General features: G+C 72.6%; 21 protein-coding genes. 15 read left to right on the plus strand and 6 right to left on the minus strand.

Translation table 11 applies throughout. The annotated features are described in order from the left end of the window. Positions 1 to 38: 38 nt before the first annotated feature. From bioB to ACZ4VI_RS26660, 5 genes are all read left to right on the plus strand, one after another. Positions 39 to 1292, plus strand: coding sequence for a biotin synthase BioB (gene bioB / locus ACZ4VI_RS26640; protein ID WP_468003147.1), 1254 nt, complete (start codon positions 39 to 41; stop codon positions 1290 to 1292). After that, positions 1285 to 2565: an adenosylmethionine--8-amino-7-oxononanoate transaminase gene (locus ACZ4VI_RS26645; RefSeq protein WP_468003149.1), complete on the plus strand. Its 1281-nt coding sequence runs from the start codon at positions 1285 to 1287 to the stop codon at positions 2563 to 2565. The genes bioB and ACZ4VI_RS26645 overlap by 8 nt, the downstream gene beginning before the upstream one ends. Before the next feature lie 145 nt (positions 2566 to 2710). Further along, a complete protein-coding gene (bioD, locus tag ACZ4VI_RS26650; protein ID WP_468003151.1) occupies positions 2711 to 3427 on the plus strand; it encodes a dethiobiotin synthase in 717 nt (238 codons plus the stop codon). A gap of 18 nt (positions 3428 to 3445) precedes the next feature. Further along, positions 3446 to 3790: a VOC family protein gene (locus tag ACZ4VI_RS26655; protein ID WP_468003153.1), complete on the plus strand. Its 345-nt coding sequence runs from the start codon at positions 3446 to 3448 to the stop codon at positions 3788 to 3790. Between the two features lie 52 nt (positions 3791 to 3842). After that, the gene (locus ACZ4VI_RS26660) at positions 3843 to 4508 is read left to right on the plus strand and encodes a class I SAM-dependent methyltransferase (protein ID WP_468003154.1); all 666 of its coding nucleotides are present in this window, start codon (positions 3843 to 3845) and stop codon (positions 4506 to 4508) included. A gap of 16 nt (positions 4509 to 4524) precedes the next feature. On the opposite strand, the gene ACZ4VI_RS26665 is transcribed toward ACZ4VI_RS26660, so the two are convergent. The 3 genes from ACZ4VI_RS26665 to ACZ4VI_RS26675 all read right to left on the minus strand — a co-directional run bounded on the left by ACZ4VI_RS26665 (position 4525) and on the right by ACZ4VI_RS26675 (position 5604). Beyond that, positions 4525 to 4896 (minus strand): fic family toxin-antitoxin system, toxin component, encoded by a 372-nt coding sequence (locus tag ACZ4VI_RS26665; RefSeq protein ID WP_451031790.1) that lies wholly within the window; start codon positions 4894 to 4896, stop codon positions 4525 to 4527. Further along, entirely contained in the window at positions 4893 to 5120 is a 228-nt protein-coding gene (locus ACZ4VI_RS26670; RefSeq protein ID WP_468003156.1) for an antitoxin, read from the minus strand. Before ACZ4VI_RS26670 ends, ACZ4VI_RS26665 begins: the two co-directional genes overlap by 4 nt. A gap of 70 nt (positions 5121 to 5190) precedes the next feature. Continuing rightward, positions 5191 to 5604, minus strand: a complete 414-nt coding sequence (locus tag ACZ4VI_RS26675) for a Fur family transcriptional regulator (protein ID WP_468003158.1) — start codon at positions 5602 to 5604, stop codon at positions 5191 to 5193. Between the two features lie 163 nt (positions 5605 to 5767). On the opposite strand from ACZ4VI_RS26675, the gene katG reads away from it, so the two are divergent. From katG to mug, 7 genes are all read left to right on the plus strand, one after another. Continuing rightward, positions 5768 to 7984 carry a catalase/peroxidase HPI gene (gene katG / locus ACZ4VI_RS26680; RefSeq protein ID WP_468003160.1) on the plus strand — a complete coding sequence of 739 codons (2217 nt, stop codon included), beginning with the start codon at positions 5768 to 5770 and terminating at the stop codon, positions 7982 to 7984. Positions 7985 to 8063: 79 nt separating this feature from the next. After that, positions 8064 to 8552: a GNAT family N-acetyltransferase gene (locus tag ACZ4VI_RS26685; protein WP_468003161.1), complete on the plus strand. Its 489-nt coding sequence runs from the start codon at positions 8064 to 8066 to the stop codon at positions 8550 to 8552. Positions 8553 to 8702: 150 nt separating this feature from the next. Continuing rightward, complete coding sequence (locus ACZ4VI_RS26690; RefSeq protein WP_468003163.1) at positions 8703 to 10043, plus strand: hemolysin family protein; 1341 nt, start codon at positions 8703 to 8705, stop codon at positions 10041 to 10043. Next, positions 10040 to 11056 carry a hemolysin family protein gene (locus tag ACZ4VI_RS26695; RefSeq protein ID WP_468003165.1) on the plus strand — a complete coding sequence of 339 codons (1017 nt, stop codon included), beginning with the start codon at positions 10040 to 10042 and terminating at the stop codon, positions 11054 to 11056. Before ACZ4VI_RS26690 ends, ACZ4VI_RS26695 begins: the two co-directional genes overlap by 4 nt. Positions 11057 to 11176: 120 nt before the next feature. After that, complete coding sequence (locus ACZ4VI_RS26700) at positions 11177 to 11974, plus strand: SGNH/GDSL hydrolase family protein (protein ID WP_468003305.1); 798 nt, start codon at positions 11177 to 11179, stop codon at positions 11972 to 11974. Between the two features lie 59 nt (positions 11975 to 12033). Continuing rightward, complete coding sequence (gene purB, locus ACZ4VI_RS26705; RefSeq protein ID WP_468003167.1) at positions 12034 to 13476, plus strand: adenylosuccinate lyase; 1443 nt, start codon at positions 12034 to 12036, stop codon at positions 13474 to 13476. After that, positions 13473 to 14057, plus strand: coding sequence for a G/U mismatch-specific DNA glycosylase (gene mug / locus ACZ4VI_RS26710; protein ID WP_468003306.1), 585 nt, complete (start codon positions 13473 to 13475; stop codon positions 14055 to 14057). Before purB ends, mug begins: the two co-directional genes overlap by 4 nt. Here the strand turns inward: mug and ACZ4VI_RS26715 are convergent. The 3 genes from ACZ4VI_RS26715 to ACZ4VI_RS26725 are packed head-to-tail and all read right to left on the minus strand — an operon-like array spanning position 14035 to position 16195. Continuing rightward, positions 14035 to 14472, minus strand: coding sequence for a hypothetical protein (locus ACZ4VI_RS26715; protein ID WP_468003169.1), 438 nt, complete (start codon positions 14470 to 14472; stop codon positions 14035 to 14037). The two genes, mug and ACZ4VI_RS26715, sit on opposite strands and share 23 nt — an antisense overlap. A 40-nt stretch (positions 14473 to 14512) precedes the next feature. Continuing rightward, entirely contained in the window at positions 14513 to 15259 is a 747-nt protein-coding gene (locus ACZ4VI_RS26720; RefSeq protein ID WP_468003170.1) for an ABC transporter permease, read from the minus strand. 3 nt (positions 15260 to 15262) lie between these two features. Beyond that, positions 15263 to 16195 (minus strand): ABC transporter ATP-binding protein, encoded by a 933-nt coding sequence (locus ACZ4VI_RS26725; RefSeq protein ID WP_468003172.1) that lies wholly within the window; start codon positions 16193 to 16195, stop codon positions 15263 to 15265. A 109-nt stretch (positions 16196 to 16304) separates the two neighbouring features. On the opposite strand from ACZ4VI_RS26725, the gene ACZ4VI_RS26730 reads away from it, so the two are divergent. From ACZ4VI_RS26730 to ACZ4VI_RS26740, 3 genes are all read left to right on the plus strand, one after another. Beyond that, entirely contained in the window at positions 16305 to 17480 is a 1176-nt protein-coding gene (locus tag ACZ4VI_RS26730; protein ID WP_468003174.1) for a sensor histidine kinase, read from the plus strand. A 4-nt stretch (positions 17481 to 17484) separates the two neighbouring features. Further along, positions 17485 to 18135: a response regulator transcription factor gene (locus ACZ4VI_RS26735; RefSeq protein ID WP_468003176.1), complete on the plus strand. Its 651-nt coding sequence runs from the start codon at positions 17485 to 17487 to the stop codon at positions 18133 to 18135. Positions 18136 to 18223: 88 nt separating this feature from the next. Beyond that, the gene (locus tag ACZ4VI_RS26740) at positions 18224 to 19381 is read left to right on the plus strand and encodes an ROK family transcriptional regulator (protein WP_468003178.1); all 1158 of its coding nucleotides are present in this window, start codon (positions 18224 to 18226) and stop codon (positions 19379 to 19381) included. Positions 19382 to 20043: the final 662 nt, after the last annotated feature.

Raw genomic sequence — 20043 nt, forward strand, 5'->3', positions numbered from 1 at the left:
TTGGCCGCGAGGTGTGCCGTAGGTAAGGATCAGCCCTTATGGACCTGCTGAACACGCTGGTGGACAAGGGGCTGCGGCGCGAGCTGCCGAGCCGTGAAGAAGCGCTCGCCGTGCTGGCGACCTCCGACGACGAGCTGCTCGATGTGGTGGCGGCCGCCGGCAAGGTGCGCCGCCAGTGGTTCGGGCGGCGCGTGAAGCTGAATTATCTCGTCAATCTGAAGTCCGGGCTGTGCCCCGAGGACTGCTCGTACTGTTCGCAGCGGCTCGGCTCGACGGCCGGCATCCTCAAGTACAGCTGGCTGAAGCCGGACGAGGCCTCGCAGGCGGCCGCCGCCGGTGTCGCGGGCGGCGCGAAGCGGGTCTGCCTGGTGGCGAGCGGCCGGGGGCCGACGGACCGCGACGTGGAGCGGGTCGGCAAGACCATCGAGGCGATCAAGGAGCAGAACGAGGGCATCGAGGTCTGCGCCTGCCTGGGTCTGCTCTCGGACGGCCAGGCGGAGCGGCTGCGCGAGGCGGGCGCCGACGCGTACAACCACAACCTGAACACGTCCGAGGGGACGTACGGGGAGATCACCACCACCCACACCTACCAGGACCGGGTGGACACGGTGCAGAAGGCGCACGCCGCCGGTCTGTCGGCGTGCTCGGGCCTGATCGCGGGCATGGGCGAGAGCGACGAGGACCTGGTCGACGTCGTCTACGCGCTGCGCGAGCTGGACTCGGACTCGGTGCCGGTGAACTTCCTGATCCCCTTCGAGGGCACTCCCCTCGCCAAGGAGTGGAACCTCACGCCGCAGCGCTGCCTGCGGATCCTGGCCATGGTCCGGTTCGTCTGCCCGGACGTGGAGGTCCGGATCGCGGGCGGCCGTGAGGTGCACCTGCGCTCGATGCAGCCGCTGGCGCTGAACATCGCGAACTCGATCTTCCTCGGCGACTACCTCACGAGCGAGGGCCAGGCCGGCCAGGCCGACCTCGACATGATCGCGGACGCGGGCTTCGAGGTGGAGGGCGCGGGCACGACCACGCTGCCCCAGCACCGCGCCGACGCGCTCGCGGCGGCGGGGGCGGCCGCGGCCGGCGGCTGCGGCTCCCAGGCGTCGGCGGGCTGTGGCTCGCACGCTGAGGCCGGTGCGGGCTGCGGTTCGCACGCGGAGGCGGGCGGCGGCTGCGGGCCGTGCGGCGGTCACGCGGCGAAGGCCGTCGAGGCCCCGGCCGAGGTGCCGAACGCGCGGACCGATCTGGTCGCCGTGCGCCGTCGTGGCACGGGAACGGACCTCGCGCCGAATGCGTAACGAGGAGCTCCTCGCCTTGGACCGGGCGCACGTCTGGCATCCGTACGGCCCCATGCCGGGCCGTACGGACCCGCTGGTCGTCGAGTCCGCGTCGGGGGTACGGCTCAGGCTCGCCGAACCGGCGTACGGGCAGGCCGAGTTGATCGACGGCATGTCCTCGTGGTGGTCCGCGATCCACGGCTACAACCACCCGGCGCTCAACGAGGCGGCGCGGGGTCAGCTGGACCGGATGAGCCATGTCATGTTCGGCGGGCTGACCCACGAGCCCGCCGTCCGGCTCGCCGCCCGGCTCGTGGAGATCACGCCCGAGCCGCTCCGGCACGTCTTCCTGAGCGACTCCGGTTCGGTGGCCGTCGAGGTCGCGATCAAGATGTGTCTGCAGCACTGGCGCTCGGTGGGCCGGCCCGCGAAGCGGCGACTGCTGACCTGGCGCGGCGGCTACCACGGGGACACCTGGCAGCCGATGGCGGTGTGCGACCCCGAGGGCGGGATGCACGAGCTGTGGTCGGGGGCGCTGCCGAAGCACTTCTTCGCCGACCCGCCGCCCGCCGCGTACGAGGAGTCGTACGCGGAGCATCTGCGGGAGCTCATCGGGCGCCACGCGGACGAGCTGGCCGCGGTGATCGTGGAGCCGGTGGTGCAGGGCGCGGGCGGGATGCGGTTCCACTCCCCCGAGTATCTGCGGGTGCTGCGGGAGGCCTGCGACGCGCACGACGTGCTGCTCGTGTTCGACGAGATCGCGACCGGCTTCGGCCGTACGGGCGCGCTGTTCGCCGCGGACCACGCGGGGGTCTCGCCCGATGTGATGTGCGTGGGCAAGGCGCTGACCGGCGGGTATCTGTCGATGGCGGCGACGCTGTGCTCGGCGCGGGTCGCCGACGGGATCTCGCGGGGCGAGGTGCCGGTGCTCGCCCACGGGCCGACGTTCATGGGCAATCCGCTGGCCTCCGCGGTGGCCTGCGCGTCGATCGATCTGCTCCTGTCCCAGGACTGGACGGTGGAGGTCAAGCGGATCGAGGCGGGCCTGCGGGACGGCCTCACCGCGACGGCCGCACTGCCGGGCGTACGGGATGTGCGCGTCCTCGGCGCGATCGGCGTGGTCCAGCTCGACCACGACGTCGACATGGCCGCGGCGACCGAGGCGGCGGTCCGGGCGGGCGTGTGGCTGCGCCCGTTCCGGGACCTGATCTACACGATGCCGCCGTTCGTGACAGGTGACGAGGATCTGGCCCGCGTCTGCGCGGCGGTCCACGCCGCCGCGGCGGCGGGCTGAGGCGGGCCCGGGCCGCGGACAGGCCACGGACGCGGCCCCGGGTCGCCGAGGAGCGGTCACCGACGCGGGTCGCCGACGCGGACGTGGGTCGCAGGAGAGTGGCCGCCGGGGCGGCCGAGCACGGAGAGAAGAGAGGCACGCCCACATGACCGTCATCGTCGTCAGCGGCACCGGCACGGAGATCGGCAAGACGATCGTTACCGCCGCCCTCGCCGCCCTCGCCACCGCCGCCGGCCGCTCCGTCGCCGTGCTCAAGCCCGCGCAGACCGGGCTCGGTCCGGGCGAGCGCGGGGACGCGGACGAGGTCGTACGGCTCTCCGGGGCGGCGGCCTCGGCCGAACTCGGCCGGTTCCCGGAGCCGTTGGCGCCCGCCACGGCCGCCCGGCGGGCCGGGATGGCGCCGGTCGGGCCCCGGGAGGTCGCCGAGGCGGCCGAGAAGCTGGCCACCGCACACGATCTGGTGCTCGTGGAGGGCGCGGGCGGGCTCCTCGTCCGCTTCGACGACGAGGGCGGCACGCTCGCCGACGCGGCCCGGATCCTCGGCGCCCCTGTCCTGGTCGTGGCGCCCGCCGGGCTCGGCACGCTCAACGCGACCGCGCTCACCGCCGAGGCGCTGGCGGCGCGCGGCATCGAGCAGCTCGGCGTCGTCGTCGGCAGCTGGCCGGCCGCACCGGATCTGGCGGCGCGCTGCAACCTGGCCGACCTGCCGGAGGCGGCCGGGGCGCCGCTGCTCGGGGCCGTACCGGAGGGGGCTGGCGGGCTCGCTCCGGACGTGTTCCGGGCGCGGGCCGGCGAGTGGCTGGCTCCGGCGCTCGGCGGGGTCTGGGACGCGGAGGGCTTCGCCGCGAGCGCCCGGCCCTGACCTCCGTAAGCTGGAGCCATGCGCGCACGGGTGAGCGAGATCGTCTTCGACTGCGCCGACCCGGCGGGTCTGGTGCGGTTCTGGGCCGAGCTGCTCGGCGGGGCTCCGGTGGACCGGAGCCCCGAATGGTCGTACGTCGAGCCGCCGGGGTTCGTCCGGATCGCGTTCCAGCAGGTGCCCGAGGGGAAGGCCGTGAAGAACCGGGTCCATCTCGATCTGCACGTGCCCGACGTGAGCGGGGCGGCCGACGAGGCGATCCCCCTCGGGGCGACACGGTCCGGCGGGCTCGTCACCGACGAGCAGGGCGACTTTCAGGTGATGCACGACCCCGAGGGCAACGAGTTCTGTTTCGTGGCGGGCTGAACGGGTCGGAACGGGGCAGAATCACCCCGTCCGAGCGTCGGAGGAGGCCCCGATGTCATCACGTACCGCACCGGTTCCCAAGGACGCCGTCCACCATCCTCTCTTCGCCCGCTTCTACGCGCGGTTCAGCGTCACCGCCGATACGAAGGGCGGCGTCGGCGCCCTCCGTACGGAGCTGCTGACCGGTCTGTCCGGCCGGGTCATCGAGATCGGTGCCGGGAACGGGCTGAACTTCGCCCACTACCCCGGGGCGGTGTCCGAGGTCGTGGCCATCGAACCGGAGCGCCATCTGCGCCAGCTGGCGGCGGACGCCGCGCTGCGTGCCGACGTGCCGGTGGACGTGGTGCCAGGCGCGGCGGAGGCGCTGCCGGTGAAGAGCGAGGCGTTCGACGCGGCGGTCGCCTCCCTGGTGCTGTGCACGGTACGGGACGTGGGGCGCTCGCTCGCCGAGCTGCACCGGGTGCTGCGTCCGGGCGCCGAACTCCGGTTCTTCGAGCACGGCTTGGCCCCGTCACCGGGGATGGCCCGGGCCCAGCGCGCCCTGGACCGTACGGTGTGGCCGCTGCTGTTCGGCGGCTGTCACACCGCGCGCGATCCGCTGGCGGCGATCGGGGCGGCGGGGTTCGAGCCCGTCGCGTACCGCCGCTTCACGGTTCCCGAGCGGGGTCCCCGACTCCCGTCCTCGTACTGCGTGTTGGGCACGGCGCGACGCGTCTGAAGGAACCTGCTCGGGCTCAGCGGCTCCACTGGCGGAGCTCGTCGGCGATGGCCCGTACGTCTGCCTCGCCCTTCTTGACCAGGCGGGCCAGATCCCGGACCTGTTCGGGCGAGGTGACCACCTTCAGTCCGCTTGCCACGAGGTAGCCGTAGGCGACGGCGGAGGCGAACATGGCGTTGGAGTGCTCCAAGGCCGGGACGTGCAGCAGGAGTTGGAGCAGGGCGGCGGCGCGGGCGTGCGGGTCGCCGTACACGGGCACGCCGAAGATCTCGGCGTCGTGCCGTCCGACCGCGGCGACGAGCGCGCCCCAGTCGGTGACCTGGGGGTCGCCGGGCGTCTGGTGTTCGGCCACCATGAGCAGCCAGGAGAGGTCGACCGTGAGGCTCATGCGGTACGGTCGCGCTCCGTGCCGAACTCCTCGGCGAACACCGACTCGTACTGCTTCATGAAGTCGGCGGCGGCCTCGACGAAGGCACGTCCCGCTTCCCCCGCGTCCTGCTGGACCAGTTCCTCGATGTAGCGGTTGACGCTCACTCCGCGCTGGTGCGCCCGCCGGCGCGCGGTGTCGGCGGTGGTTTCGTCCACCCGGACGTTCAGCTGGGTCTTGGCCACACGACCACGCTAGCGCCGGTGCGCTAGCACCGACAAGGGGAGCGGCCACGGCATCACCGTTCCGCTTCGCCTAGGCGGCGCAGGAGGGGCAGAGCCCCCGGTAGGTGACCTCGGCCTCGGAGACCGCGAAACCGAACCGCTCCCCCGCCGGGAGGTCCGCCAGCGGGTCGCCCGTCGGGTGGACGTCGCGGATGGTGCCGCAGCGGGAGCAGACCAGGTGCTGGTGCGGGTGGTGCGCGTTCGGGTCGTAGCGCTTCGCCCGGCCGTCGGTGGAGACCTCCGTGACCTCGCCGAGGGAGACCAGCTCGCCCAGCGTGTTGTAGACGGTCGCCCGGGAGATCTCCGGCAGCCGCTGGGCCGCGCGGACGTGCACCTCGTCGGCGGTGAGGTGCACGTGGTCGCCGTCGAGGACCTCGGCGACGACCCGCCGCTGGGAGGTCATCCGCCAGCCACGCCCTCGCAGTCGCTCCAGCAGGTCGCTCATAGGTTCACCCCGGGGGTTGGCGCGCTTCTTGACTTGGACTCTGTCCATTGTAGGATCGCTTCTGGCAATAGCCAAGGGACAACATGGCTCCGGTCGGGTGGTACACCCCCTCCGGATCCGCCTCGGCTGACTACCGCGATCCGCCCCGTCCGGAGGGATTCCCATGTCCGAGAACCACGATGCAGCCGTCACCGACGCGAATGCGGAGGGCGCCGGAGGCTGCCCGGTCGCGCACGGCCGTGCCGCGCACCCGACCCAGGGCGGTGGCAACCGCCAGTGGTGGCCGGAGCGGCTCAATCTGAAGATCCTCGCCAAGAACCCGGCCGTGGCGAACCCGCTCGGCGAGGAGTTCGACTACGCCGAGGCCTTCAAGGCCCTCGACCTCGCGGCCGTGAAGCGGGACATCGCCGAGGTGCTCACCACCTCCCAGGACTGGTGGCCGGCCGACTTCGGAAACTACGGCCCGCTCATGATCCGTATGGCCTGGCACAGCGCCGGTACGTACCGCATCAGCGACGGCCGGGGTGGCGCCGGCGCCGGCCAGCAGCGCTTCGCGCCGCTCAACAGCTGGCCGGACAACGGCAACCTCGACAAGGCCCGCCGCCTGCTGTGGCCGGTGAAGCAGAAGTACGGCCAGTCCATCTCCTGGGCCGACCTCATGATCCTCACCGGCAATGTCGCCCTGGAGACGATGGGCTTCAAGACCTTCGGCTTCGCCGGCGGCCGCGCCGACGTGTGGGAGGCCGACGAGGACGTGTACTGGGGCCCCGAGACCACCTGGCTCGGCGACGAGCGCTACACCGGTGACCGCGAGCTGGAGAACCCGCTCGGCGCGGTCCAGATGGGCCTCATCTACGTCAACCCCGAGGGCCCCAACGGCAACCCGGACCCGATCGCCGCGGCCCGCGACATCCGCGAGACGTTCGGCCGCATGGCGATGAACGACGAGGAGACCGTCGCCCTCATCGCCGGTGGCCACACCTTCGGCAAGGCCCACGGCGCCGGCCCGGCGGAGAACGTCGGCGCCGACCCCGAGGCCGCGCCGATCGAGGCGCAGGGCTTCGGCTGGGCGAACACGTACGGCAGCGGCAAGGGCGCCGACGCGATCACCAGCGGCCTGGAGGTCACCTGGACCACCACGCCCGCGCAGTGGGGCCACGACTTCTTCAAGCACCTCTTCGAGTACGAGTACGAGCTCACCAAGAGCCCGGCCGGCGCCCACCAGTGGGTGGCGAAGAACGCCGAGGCGATCATCCCCGACGCGTACGACGCCTCGAAGAAGCACCTCCCGACGATGCTCACCACCGACCTGTCGCTCCGCTTCGACCCGGTCTACGAGCAGATCTCGCGCCGCTTCTACGAGAACCCGGAGGAGTTCGCGGACGCCTTCGCCCGCGCCTGGTACAAGCTCACGCACCGCGACCTGGGCCCGGTCGTCCGCTACCTCGGCCCGGAGGTCCCCTCCGAGGTCCTCCTGTGGCAGGACCCGCTGCCGGCGCGCGAGGGCGAGCTGATCGACGCCGCAGACATCGCCTCCCTCAAGGAGCAGATCCTCGGCTCGGACCTCACGGTCGCGCAGCTGGTCTCCGCGGCCTGGGCCGCTGCCTCCTCCTTCCGTGGCAGCGACAAGCGCGGCGGCGCCAACGGCGGCCGCATCCGCCTGGAGCCGCAGCGCAACTGGGAGGTCAACAACCCGGACGAGCTGGCGCAGGTGCTGCGTACGCTCGAGGGCATCCAGTCCTCCTTCAACGCCGCGGGCGGCAAGCAGGTCTCGCTGGCCGACCTGGTCGTTCTCGCGGGCTCCGCGGCCGTCGAGCAGGCCGCCAAGGACGGCGGCTTCGACGTCGAGGTGCCGTTCACGCCGGGCCGTGTCGACGCCACGCAGGAGCAGACGGACGTCGAGTCGTTCGCCGCGCTCGAGCCGGCCTCCGACGGCTTCCGCAACTACGTGGGCAAGGGCAACCGCCTCCCGGCCGAGTACCTGCTGGTCGACAAGGCGAACCTGCTGACCCTCAGCGCGCCCGAGATGACGGTGCTCGTCGGTGGTCTGCGCGTCCTGGGCGCCAACCACGACCAGTCCAAGCACGGCGTGCTCACGGACAAGCCGGGCACGCTGTCCAACGACTTCTTCGTCAACCTGCTCGACATGGGTACGGCCTGGAAGTCGACGTCCTCGGCGCAGGACGAGTTCGAGGGCCGCGACGCCTCGGGCGAGGTGAAGTGGACCGGCACCCGTGCCGACCTCGTCTTCGGCTCGAACTCCGAGCTGCGCGCGCTCGCCGAGGTCTACGCGAGCGCCGACGCCAAGGAGAAGTTCGTGAAGGACTTCGTCGCGGCGTGGCACAAGGTCATGGAGCTGGACCGCTTCGACCTCGTCTGATCCTGTAGTCCACGTCCAGGCCGGCCCGCCACGGGTCGGCCTGGACGTGTGTCCGCCCGTAAGACGTGTGTCCGCCCGCATGGCGAAACACGGTCGACGGACAGCCGGGGCCGGTGGTGGGATGCGGATCATGACCGAACCGCGCATCCGGGCCGCCCTGCCGGCCGACCTCGACGCCGTCCTCGCCTTCTGGAAGATCGCCGCCGAGGGCACCAGCATCAGCGACGACCGTGACGGGATCGAGCGGCTCGTCGCCCGCGACCCCGAGGCCCTGATCCTCGCCGAGGTCGGCGGCGAGCTCGCCGGCACGGTGATCGCCGGCTTCGACGGGTGGCGCTGTCACCTCTACCGGCTCGCCGTGCACCCGGACCACCGCCGCCGGGGCGTGGGCGGCGCGCTGCTCGCGGCGGCCGAGGAGCGTTTCGTACGGCTCGGCGGTCGGCGCGCTGACGCGATGGTGCTCGATCACAACGAACTCGGGCAGCACGCCTGGCGGGCAGCCGCGTACGACCCGCAGGAGGAGTGGACCCGCTGGGTGAAGCCCCTGCCGGCCGCCCGGCGTGGGTGAACACCGCTTTGCCCGTCCTTTACGATGGGTTGTTCTACCCCGCACGATCTGCACGACCGAAAGGTGTGAGCGTCCGCCCATGGGCGAGCCTCCCAGTACCAACCGAGCGATCCCTCTGTCCGTGACTGATCATGGAACGGAGGTGAACCGATGATCGAAGTGCTTCTGCTCGTGGTGGCGCTGCTGCTCGCGCTCGCGTGCGGTGCCTTCGTCGCGGCCGAGTTCTCGCTCACGACCGTCGAGCGGTCCGAGCTCGAACGGGCCGTGGAGCGGGGCGAGCGGGGCGCGGCGAGCGCCCTGAAGGCCGTCAAGTCGCTCACCTTCCAGCTCTCCGGCGCGCAGCTCGGCATCACGGTCACCAACCTGATCGTCGGCATGCTCGCCGAACCCTCGATCGCCAAGCTGATCAGCGGCCCGATGGAGGCCCTCGGTCTCTCCGCCTCGGTCGCCTCCTCGGTGGCCCTGGCCATCGGTACGGCGCTGTCGACCGTCGTCCTGATGGTCGTCGGCGAGCTGGTCCCCAAGAACTGGGCCATCTCCTCGCCGCTGGCCATCGCCAAGCGGCTTGCGACCCCCATGCGGGTCTTCACCGCCGCGTTCAAGCCGTTCATCAGCCATCTCAACAACACCGCCAACCGGATCCTGCGCCGGCTCGGCATGGAGCCGACCGAGGAGCTGGCCTCGGCCCGCTCCCCGAAGGAGCTGGTGGCGCTGGCCCGCCACTCCGCCAAGGAGGGCGCCCTGGAGGCGGACACCGCCGAGCTGTTCGTACGGACCCTCAACCTGGCCGAGCTGACCGCGGAGAACGTGATGACCCCGCGGGTCCAGGTCACCGCCCTCGAGGTGCAGGCCACGGCGGAGGACGTCGCCAACGCGACCCGCGCGACCGGTCTGTCCCGCTTCCCCGTCTACCGCGGCAGCCTCGACTCCGTCGTCGGCATCGCCCACATCAAGGACGTCCTGGCGATACCGGCCGACGAGCGGCGCCGCCGGCGCATCGGGGACATGCTGCGCGAGCCGCTGCTCGTCCCGGAGACGCTGACCGTGGACCGGCTCCTGGACCGGCTGTCCGGCAAGCAGACCATGGCCGTCGTCATCGACGAGTACGGCGGCACGGCCGGCGTCGCGACCCTGGAGGACATCGTCGAGGAGGTCGTCGGCGAGGTGCGTGACGAGCACGATCCCCACGAGACGCCCGACCTTGCGCGGGCGGGCGCGGACGCGGACGGGCGCGAGCTCTGGTCCGCCGACGGCGCGGCCCGCACCGACCAGCTGGAGGCCATCGGCCTGCGGGTGCCGGACGGTCCGTACGAGACGCTGGCCGGTGTCATCGCCCACGAACTGGGCCGGATCCCGTCGGTCGGCGACCGGGTGGACCTGGCCGGCTGGCAGCTCGACGTGGTCGACGCCTCCGGCCGCCGGGCCGCGCGGGTGCTGATGCACGCGCCGCCCGCGGATGCGTCCGACAAGACCCGGGAGGCGGGCCGATGACCGCGATCCAGCTGCTGATCGGCTTTCTGACCCTGGTCGTGAACGCCTTCTTCGTCGGCGCGGAGTTCGCCATGATCTCCGTACGCCGCAGTCAGATCGAGCCCGCGGCCGAATCCGGGGACCGGCGGGCGCGCAGCGTCATCTGGGGTCTCGAGCACGTCTCGGCGCTGCTCGCCGCGGCGCAGCTCGGCATCACGCTGTCCACCCTGGTGCTCGGCATCGTCGCCGAGCCCGCGATCGCGCATCTGCTCGAACCGGTCTTCGACGCGGTCGGCGTGCCGCACGGCCTGGTGCACCCGATCTCGTTCGTGATCGCGCTGTCGCTCGCGACCTATCTGCACATGCTGCTCGGCGAGATGGTCCCGAAGAACATCGCACTGGCGGAGCCGACGCGGTCCGCGCTGCTCCTCGGCCCGCCGCTGGTGGCGCTCACCCGGGCGCTGCGCCCGGTGATCTTCACGATCAACGCCTTCGCCAACGGCCTTCTGAAGCTGTTGCGGGTTCAGGTGAAGGACGAGGTCTCGGCGACGTTCTCGGACGACGAACTGGCCCGGATGGTGACCGACGCGGGCATGGCCGGTCTGCTCGACGACCGCGCGGCGGAGCGGCTGCACGACGCCCTGGAGCTGGGGCGCCGACCGGTGCGGGACGTCGTCATGCCGGTGGAGAAGGTCGTGTACGCGGCGGTCGACACGACGCCCGAGGAGTTGGAGGCGCTCTCCGCCGAATCGGGCTTCTCGCGCTTCCCGGTGGTCGACGCGGGCCGCCGGATCCTGGGCTATCTGCATGTGAAGGACGCCCTGGACGTGACACCGAGGGACCTGCCCTTCCCGGTCTCGGCGATGCGTCCGATCGCCCGCGTCCGGGCGGCCACGCCGATGGACGACGTCCTGACGGCGATGCGCCGCAGCCGTACGCACCTGGCGGCGGTCCTGGACGAGGACGGCAAGCTGGCCGGCCTGGTCACGATGGAGGACGTGCTCCGCGAACTGGTCGGACGGCCGGCGGCCTAGCGCGGCGGGTACCGGGGCCCCGGGGTGCGGAGAGCGCCGCGGGGCCCCGTCGTGTCACGGGTGTCCCCTCCCGGGCTCCCGCGGAGCGCGCGCATACCGCACGGTATGATCGCTCCCGCCATGGAGATGAATGCCGCCTACACCAGCCTCGTCGCCGTCGGCGACAGCTTCACCGAGGGCATGTCGGACCGGCTGCCCGACGGGACGTACCGGGGATGGGCCGACCTCCTCGCGGCCCGGCTGGCCGCCCGTACGCCCGACTTCCGGTACGCGAACCTCGCGGTGCGCGGGAAGCTCATCGGCCAGATCGTCGAGGAGCAGGTGGACCGGGCCGCCGCCATGAAGGCGGACGTGGTGACCCTGGTCGGTGGCCTGAACGACACCCTGCGGCCGAAGGTCGACATGGGCCGGGTACGGGGCCTGCTCACCGAGGCCGTCGAGAAGCTGGCGCCCTCCTGCGGGCGGCTGGTCCTGATGCGCAGCCCGGGCCGCAACGGGCCGGTCATGGAGCGTTTCCGGCCGCGCATGGAGGAGCTCTTCGGGTACGTCGACGAGCTCGCCGCGCGTCATGGCGCCCTGGTGGTCGACCTGTACGGCGCGCCCGCGCTCGGCGACCCGCGCCTGTGGGACGTCGACCGGCTCCATCTGACCGACGAGGGGCACCGGCGGGTGGCCGAGGCCGTGTGGCAGACCCTGGGCCTGGCCCCGGAGGACGACTGGCGGACACCGCTGCCGCCGACGGCGCCCCCGACCTGGGTGACCCGCCGGATCGGGGACGCGCGGTTCGCCAGGGAGCACCTCGGCCCGTGGATAGGACGGCGCCTGACCGGCCGCTCCTCGGGCGACGGGCGGCCTGCGAAGCGCCCCGACCTGCTCCCGTACGAGCCGCCGGGCCCCGGGGTGACGGGCGTCTCGTAGCAAGAGACGAACCGGGCCGTGGCGCTGGCCTGCAGAAATCGCCAGTAGAATCCGGTCACGTGACTGCTGTGACTGCGAAGCCCCGTATCCCCAACGTCCTGGCCGGCCGCTACGCCTCCGCGGAGCTCGCCGTCCTCTGGTCCCCCGAGCAGAAGGTGAAGCTGGAGCGCCGGCTGTGGCTCGCCGTGCTGCGTGCCCAGAAGGACCTCGGGATCGAGGTTCCGGACGCCGCCCTCGCCGACTACGAGCGCGTGCTCGACCAGGTCGACCTCGGCTCCATCGCCGAGCGCGAGAAGGTCACCCGGCACGATGTGAAGGCCCGGATCGAGGAGTTCAACGCCCTCGCCGGTCACGAGCACGTCCACAAGGGCATGACCTCGCGCGACCTCACCGAGAACGTCGAGCAGCTCCAGATCCGCCTCTCCCTGGAGCTGATGCGCGACCGTACGGTCGCTGTCCTCGCCCGGCTCGGCAAGCTGTCCGGCGAGTACGCCGAGCTCGTCGTGGCCGGCCGCTCCCACAACGTCGCCGCCCAGGCCACCACCCTCGGCAAGCGTTTCGCCACGGCCGCCGACGAACTGCTCGTCGCCTACGGCCGCCTGGAGGAGCTCCTCGCCCGCTACCCGCTGCGCGGCATCAAGGGCCCGGTCGGCACCGCCCAGGACATGCTCGACCTGCTCGGCGGCGACGCCGGGAAGCTGGCCGAGCTGGAGAACCGGATCGCCGGTCACCTCGGCTTCGCGCACGCCTTCACCTCGGTCGGCCAGGTCTACCCGCGCTCGCTCGACTACGACGTGGTCACCGCGCTCGTCCAGCTGGCCGCCGCGCCGTCCTCGGTCGCCAAGACCATCCGGCTGATGGCCGGCCACGAGCTGGTCACCGAGGGCTTCAAGCCCGGCCAGGTCGGCTCGTCCGCGATGCCGCACAAGATGAACACCCGCTCCTGCGAGCGCGTCAACGGCCTCATGGTCATCCTGCGCGGCTACGCGTCGATGACCGGCGAGCTGGCGGGCGACCAGTGGAACGAGGGCGACGTGTCGTGCTCGGTGGTTCGCCGGGTCGCGCTGCCGGACGCGTTCTTCGCCCTGGACGGCCTCCTGGAGACCTTCCTGACCGTGCTCGACGAGTTCGGCGCGTTCCCCGCCGTCGTCGCCCGCGAGCTGGACCGGTACCTGCCGTTCCTGGCCACCACGAAGGTCCTGATGGGCGCCGTCCGCGCCGGTGTCGGCCGCGAGCTCGCCCACGAGGCCATCAAGGAGAACGCCGTCGCCTCGGCCCTCGCCATGCGCGAGCAGGGCGCCGAGCGCAACGAGCTGCTCGACAAGCTGGCCGCCGACGAGCGGATCCCGCTGGACCGCGCGCAGCTCGACGCGCTGATGGCGGACAAACTGTCGTTCACCGGCGCCGCCGCCGACCAGGTCGCCGCCGTGGTCTCCCGTATCGAGGAGATCGTCAAGCAGCACCCCGAGGCCGCCGCGTACACCCCCGGGTCGATCCTCTGACCCGGTTCACTCCGCAGGAGCTTCAGGCCGCCCGCGACCGCGTCGTCCCCGACGTGGTGGCGGGCGGCCTTTCGGTCCTCTTCTGCGGGATCAACCCGGGTCTGATGTCGGCGGCGACAGGCCACCACTTCGCCCGCCCGGGCAACCGGTTCTGGCCGGTGCTCGAACTCTCCGGCTTCACCCCGCGGCTGCTGAGGCCCGCGGAGCAGGAGGAGTTGCTCTCGTACGGTCTCGGCATCACGAACGTGGTGGCGCGGGCGACGGCGCGGGCCGACGAGCTGAGCGACGAGGAGTTCCGGGAGGGCGGCCGGCTGCTGACGGAGCGGGTGGAGCGGCTGCGTCCGCGTTGGCTGGCGGTGGTCGGCATCACGGCGTACCGGACGGCGTTCGGGCAGAAGCGCGCGGTCGTCGGGGAGCAGGAGCGGACGATCGGGGAGACGCGGATCTGGGCGCTGCCCAATCCGAGCGGGCTGAACGCGCACTGGACGGTGGGGGCGATGGCCGAGGAGTTCGCGCGGCTGCGCGAGGCGGCGGGGGTGCCCGACCGTCGGCCGGGGATCACGGCGGATCCACCACGGTGACGCAGGCGAGGAGCTCGAAGGCGAGCTCCTCGTCCCACTGCGAGACACCGACGGCGATCCACCGGCCGTCCGCGCGCCAGAGGTCGACGTCCGGGACGGAAGCGCAGAGCAGGCCCCACGGGTCCGGTATCCGCTCGCCCCCCTGCCCCCGGATGAGCAACGAGCCGAGGGCGAAGGTCTGTGCGTCCCCCCATCGCTCGCTGAGAAGCAGGGCCAGCGCGTCCCGCTCGGCCTCCCACTGCGCCGCGACCTCCTCCCGCCGCGATCCGCCGTCGTCCCAGAACTCCTCGCTTCTGCTTAACTCCGCCACGTGGTAGCCCGGGCCGCTGTGTCCTCCCTCGGTCCTCTCGGACGTGGCAGGGAAAGGGCGGGCGCGCAGCCGGTCGATGGTGCCGAGATGCTGTGCCAGGCTCATGCGTCCAGTAAAGCTGCCACCTCTGACAGTTGGCGGTCCGTCAGGCGTCGCGGCGACGGAGGGAGACCCACCCCGCGCCGGCGGCGAGGGCGGCCCAGGCGACCAGAACGGCCATGCCGCTCCAAGGCCCCAGCGTGCCGGAGGGGTTCTGGAGCAGGATCTGCTGTCCTGCCCGGTCGGGGAGAAAGTCGGCGAGGCCTCCCCCCTGGGACACGTCGCCGATGACGAAGGGCAGCATCAGAAAGAGCGGTACGAGCAGGCTCATCGCTCCTGTGACGCTGCGCAGCACCGCCGAGAGCCCGGCCGCCAGGACCGAGGCGAGCGCGAGGTAGAGGGCGCAGCCGATCACCGCGCGCGCCGCTCCGGGGTCGGTGATGCCGATGCCGAAGCCCTCGTCCATGAGCGCCTGTCCGGCGAAGAAGCAGATCATGCTCGTGACCAGGCCGACCGCGAGCGTCAGCCCGCCGATCGCGGCGAGTTTGGCGGCGTAGAAGCGTCCGCGGTGCGGCACGGCGGCCAACGAGACCCGGATTCCCTTGTTCTTGTACTCACCGGCCATCGCCATGGCCCCGAACGTGGTGGCCGCGAGCTGGCCGAAGTTGAGTCCGTAGTACGAGAGGAGCACCGGGTCGAAGTCGGTGCTGCCGGGCTCGGGCCGGCCGAGCGTCCCCGTGACGAGGAGGGAGAAACCGGCCGTCGCGACGAACACCGCGAGGAGAGCACCGCTGAGCGAGCGCAGCGAGCGGACCTTGATCCACTCGGAGTGGAGAACGGCGGGGAACGACATGGCTCAGGCCTCCTGGGGGACGGTGGTGCGACCGGAAGTGAACTGCGTCGCCTCGGTGGTCAGGTCGAGGTAGGCCTGCTCCAGCGTGGCTTCCTCGTCGGCGAGTTCGAGGAGCGGAATGCCCTCGTGTGCGGCGATGGGTCCGATGTCCGTCACGCGCGCGCCCTCGACGGTCCAACGCCCGTCCTCCGCCTGGACAGGGTCGAAGCCCTTGCCGAGCAGCGCGGCGCGCAGCCGGCTTCCCTCCGTGGTCCGCAGCCGCACCTTCGGCCGGATACGTGAGTCGATGAAGTCCCGCATCGGTGTGTCGGCGAGCAGACGGCCCCGGCCGAGGACCACCAGGTGATCGGCGAAGGAGGCGGTCTCGTTCATCAGGTGGCTGGAGACGAGGACGGTCCTGCCCTGCTGTGCGAGGCGGCGCATCAGCTCCCGGATCCAGATGATGCCCTCCGGGTCCAGGCCGTTGGACGGCTCGTCCAGCATCAGCACCTCCGGGTCGCCCAGCAGGGCGGCGGCGATGCCGAGGCGCTGTCGCATCCCGAGGGAGAAGGTCTTGATCCGCCGGTCCGCGACGCTCGCGATGCCCGCTTCGTCGAGGACCTCGTCCACGCGTCGTGCCGGGATGCTGTTGCTCACGGCGAGAAGTCGCAGATGGCCGCGGGCCGTTCGGCCGCCGTGTGCGGCCTGAGCGTCGAGCAGGGCGCCGACCCGGCGCAGCGGCGCGTCGAACTCCGCGTAGCGCCGGCCGCCGACGGTCGCGGTGCCGGAGGTCGGCCGGTCCAGGCCGAGGACGAGGCGCATGGTGGTGGACTTGCCGGCGCCGTTGGGGCCGAGGAAGCCGGTGACGCGGCCGGGCCGCACGCTGAAGGTGAGATGGTCGACGGCCCGCCTGCGGCCGTACTCCTTGGTGAGCTCGTGGACGTCGATGCTGGTCATGGCTCCACAGTGGCCCGAGCGCCGGGTGCCGGTCCTCCCCCGCCCGTGGAGATCGTCTCCCCCGTGCGGGGGAGCCGCCGGCCCCCGGCCGCCTGGGACGATGGGCGGCATGCTCCACCTTCTCCGACCGCTCACCCGCTCGGTCACGTACACCCGCTGGCTCCATCTGTGCATCCCTGTCGCGCTGATCGCCGTGTGGCTCTTCATCGACATGGAGATGCCGTACGTACCGATGCTGCTGCTCCTGCCGGTCGGGCTGATCCCGGCGATGCGCCTCGGGGAGGGCGTGCAGGCCCAGATGCTGCTGCTGCCCCTCGCCGAACGGGAGGAGGCCCAGGCGTCGTTCGCCGCCGCACGCTCCGCGACGTGGGGAGACCGATGGCGGACCGTGCTCTGGCTGGAGGCCCGGCTGGTGCTGTCCGCGGTCACGTTGGTCGTGAGCGTCTGGCTCCCGCTGCTCAGCTACGACCTGGTCCTCGTGGCGGCGGGCGGGCGGGTGACGGACAACCCCGTCATGAACGGAGTGGAGCCCCATGGGTGGTTCGCGCTGCTCGCGCCGCTGCCACTCGTGGTCATGCTCGCCGGCGTCGTCGGGCTTGGGAACCTGGTCACGGTGATCGCCCGCCGGCTGCTCGGGCCGTCCGCCAAGGAGCGGCTGGAGGCCCTGGAGGAGCGTACCGAGCAGCTCCTGGAGCGCAATCGGATCGCGCGCGAGCTGCACGACTCCATCGGGCACGCCCTGACGGTGGCCGTCGTCCAGGCGGGGGCCGCGCGGGCGGCGAAGGACCCGGAGTTCACGGACCGGGCGCTGGCCGCGATCGAGGAGACCGGGCGGGAGGCGCTGGAGGACCTGGAGCGGGTGCTCCGTGTCCTGCGGGAGCAGCGGACTCCGGTCGGCGGGCGGCCGACGCTCGCGGAGGTGGACCGTCTGTTCGATTCGGCCCGTGCCTCGGGAGCGCAGGTCGACGTCGAGGTGTCCGGGCCGCTGCCGACCGTTCCGGGGCCGGTGTCACGTGAGAGCTACCGCATCGTCCAGGAGTCGCTCACCAACGTGCTGCGTCATTCCGGCCCCGTCCCGGTCCGGGTGCGGATGGCCGTCGCGGACGGCTGGCTGGAGCTGGAGGTGGCCAATGCGCTGAGCGAAGCGACCGGTGCTCCGGGCAGTGGCAGTGGCCTGCGGGGGATCCGGGAGCGCGCCGCGCTCCTCGGCGGGAAGGCCAAGACCGGTCCGTACGACGGTCAATGGCTGGTCCACGCGAGCCTGCCGCTGGACGGCATACGCTGATCCGATGCCGGTAACTGTTCTCCTGGTCGACGACGAGCCTCTCGTCCGCGCCGGCCTGCGCGCCGTTCTTGAGGCACAGCCCGATATCGAGGTGGTGGGCGAGGCCTCCGACGGCGCCTCGGTGGTGCCGCTCGTGCGGCGGCTGCGGCCCGATGTGGTCGCCATGGACGTGCGGATGCCCTTGATGGACGGCATCGAGGCGAGCCGCGTCGTGCTGCGCACGGTGGCGGATCCGCCGAAGATCCTCGTGGTGACGACCTTCGAGAACGACGAGTACGTGTACGAGGCGCTGCGCGCGGGCGCCGACGGGTTCCTGCTGAAGCGCGCCCGGCCGGCCGAGATCGTCCACGCGGTGCGGCTGATCGCCGAGGGCGAGTCGCTGCTGTTCCCCGCCGCGGTCCGTTCGCTGGCCGCCGAGTACGGCAGCAACAAGGCACGCGCGGCCCTGGAGCGGGCCGCGCTGACCGAGCGGGAGGAGGCGGTGCTCCGGCTGATGGCCCGTGGGCTGTCCAACGCGGAGATCGCCGCCAAGCTCGTCGTCGGCACGGAGACCGTCAAGTCCCATGTCAGCGCGGTGCTGGGGAAGTTGGGGGCCCGCGACCGCACCCAGGCGGTGATCGCCGCGTACGAGTCCGGCTTCGTGTCGCCGGGCTGATCCGTACGGAGCGGTGGTCGGCCTTCGCCGCGCCCCCGACCAGCGAGTACGATCCGCCACACATGCGTACCGGCTGGAGGGACACACGGTGGGGCGGCTGACCGGCGGAGATCCGTCGCTGCTGCGGCGGATCAATTCCGCGGTGGTACTCCATGCACTGCGGGGCGCCGACGCGCTCACGCTCACGGACCTGACGCGGATCACGGGCCTGTCCCGGCCGACCGTCGAGGGCGTCGTCGAAGGGCTCATCGTCGGAGGTCTCGTCGTCGAGGCGGCGCCCGAGGAGGGCGAGGCGAGGCGGCAGGGCCGGCCGGCCCGGAGGTTCCGCTTCCGGGCGGAGGCCGGGCATCTGCTGGGCATCGAGATCGGCCCGCACCGGGTCGCCGCGCTGCTCTCGGGCCTGGACGGCCGGATCATCGGCGCGGGGTCCCGTGAGGTCTCGGAGACGGCTCCGGCGGACGAGCGCCTGGAGCGGGTCCGCGCGGTCGTCGCGGACGTGCTGCGCAGGGCCGGGGTCGCGCGGTCGAATCTGCGGGCGGTCGGCGTCGGCACGCCCGGGATCGTCGAGGCGGACGGCACGGTGCGGCTCGGCACGGCGCTGCCCGGGTGGACCGGCCTGGCGCTCGGGGAGCGGCTGCGACGGTCGTTCAAGTGCCCGGTCCTTGTGGAGAACGACGCGAACGCGGCGGCGGTCGCGGAGCACTGGAAGGGCGCGGCGACCGACTCCGACGACATCGTCTTCGTCCTGGCCGGGCTGAGCCCTGGCGCGGGCTCCCTGATCGGCGGTCGCCTGCACCGCGGGTACGGCGGGGCGGCGGGCGAGATCGGCGCGCTGCACCTGCTTGGCCGCGGGGTCACCCCCGAGCACCTGCTCTCGACCACGGACGAGCCGCTCCATCCGCTGGACGAGCAGGCGGTGGCCGAGGTCTTCGCCCTGGCCCGCGGGGGCGACGCCCGTGCGGAGGCGGCGGTGGAGCGCTTCACCCAGCGCCTGGTCCACGACGTGGCGGCGCTGGTCCTCGCGCTCGACCCGGAACTGGTCGTGATCGGCGGCTGGGCGGCGGGCCTGGACGGCGTCCTCCAGCCCCTCCGCGACGAACTGGCCCGCTTCTGCCTCCGCCCCCCACGCGTGGCCCTGTCGATGCTGGGCGAGGCGGCAGTGGCCACGGGCGCGCTCCGACTGGCCCTGGACCACGTCGAGGAGCAGCTCTTCGCAGTGGAGGGCACGGCGACGGGGCGTCGCTGAGGGGGCGCTGCGCGGGGCGGGCGTGTCCCGGCCGGGACATGGTCGGCGTACCTAGGCACCCTGACGGCCCGGTGCAGGCCGCGAGCCGGGCGGCGCACGTCGGCACGCCCGGACGGCCCGGAGCGGCCGGGACTGGTCGGCGTACGTCGGCGTGCCCGGACCGGCCGGACCGGCCGGGACTGGTCGGCGCACGTCGGCGCGCCCGGACCGCCCGGACCGGCCGGGACTGGTCGGGACTGGTCGGCGTACGTCGGCGTGCCCGACCCTCGGCCGGTGCCCGGACAGCTCGGTGCCGGTGGAAACCCGGCCGGCGCACGTCGACGTGCCCGTACGGACCGGACTCCGGCTGGCGCATCGGCAACCGGACTAGTCGGTTCGGGCCGCGAGCCGGGCGGCGCACATCGGCGTCCGGACTACTCGGTGCCGGCCGCCGAGAGCGTGCCATGCCTGGTCGAACGCGCCCGGCGCCCTCTCGCGGCGGGCGGCGGCGCTGCGGGGCCTGGCAGCCCTCGCGCGGCGGCTGAGGCGCCGCGGGGTCTGGGCGTCCGGTGGCCCGGACGGCGGCGGGGGGGGGGGGGGGGGGGGGGGGGGGGGGGGGGGGGGGGGGGGGGGGGGGAGGGGGGGGGGGGGGGGGGGAGGGGGGGGGGGGGTGGGGGGGGGAG

The organism is Streptomyces sp. NPDC029169, from assembly GCF_055563935.1.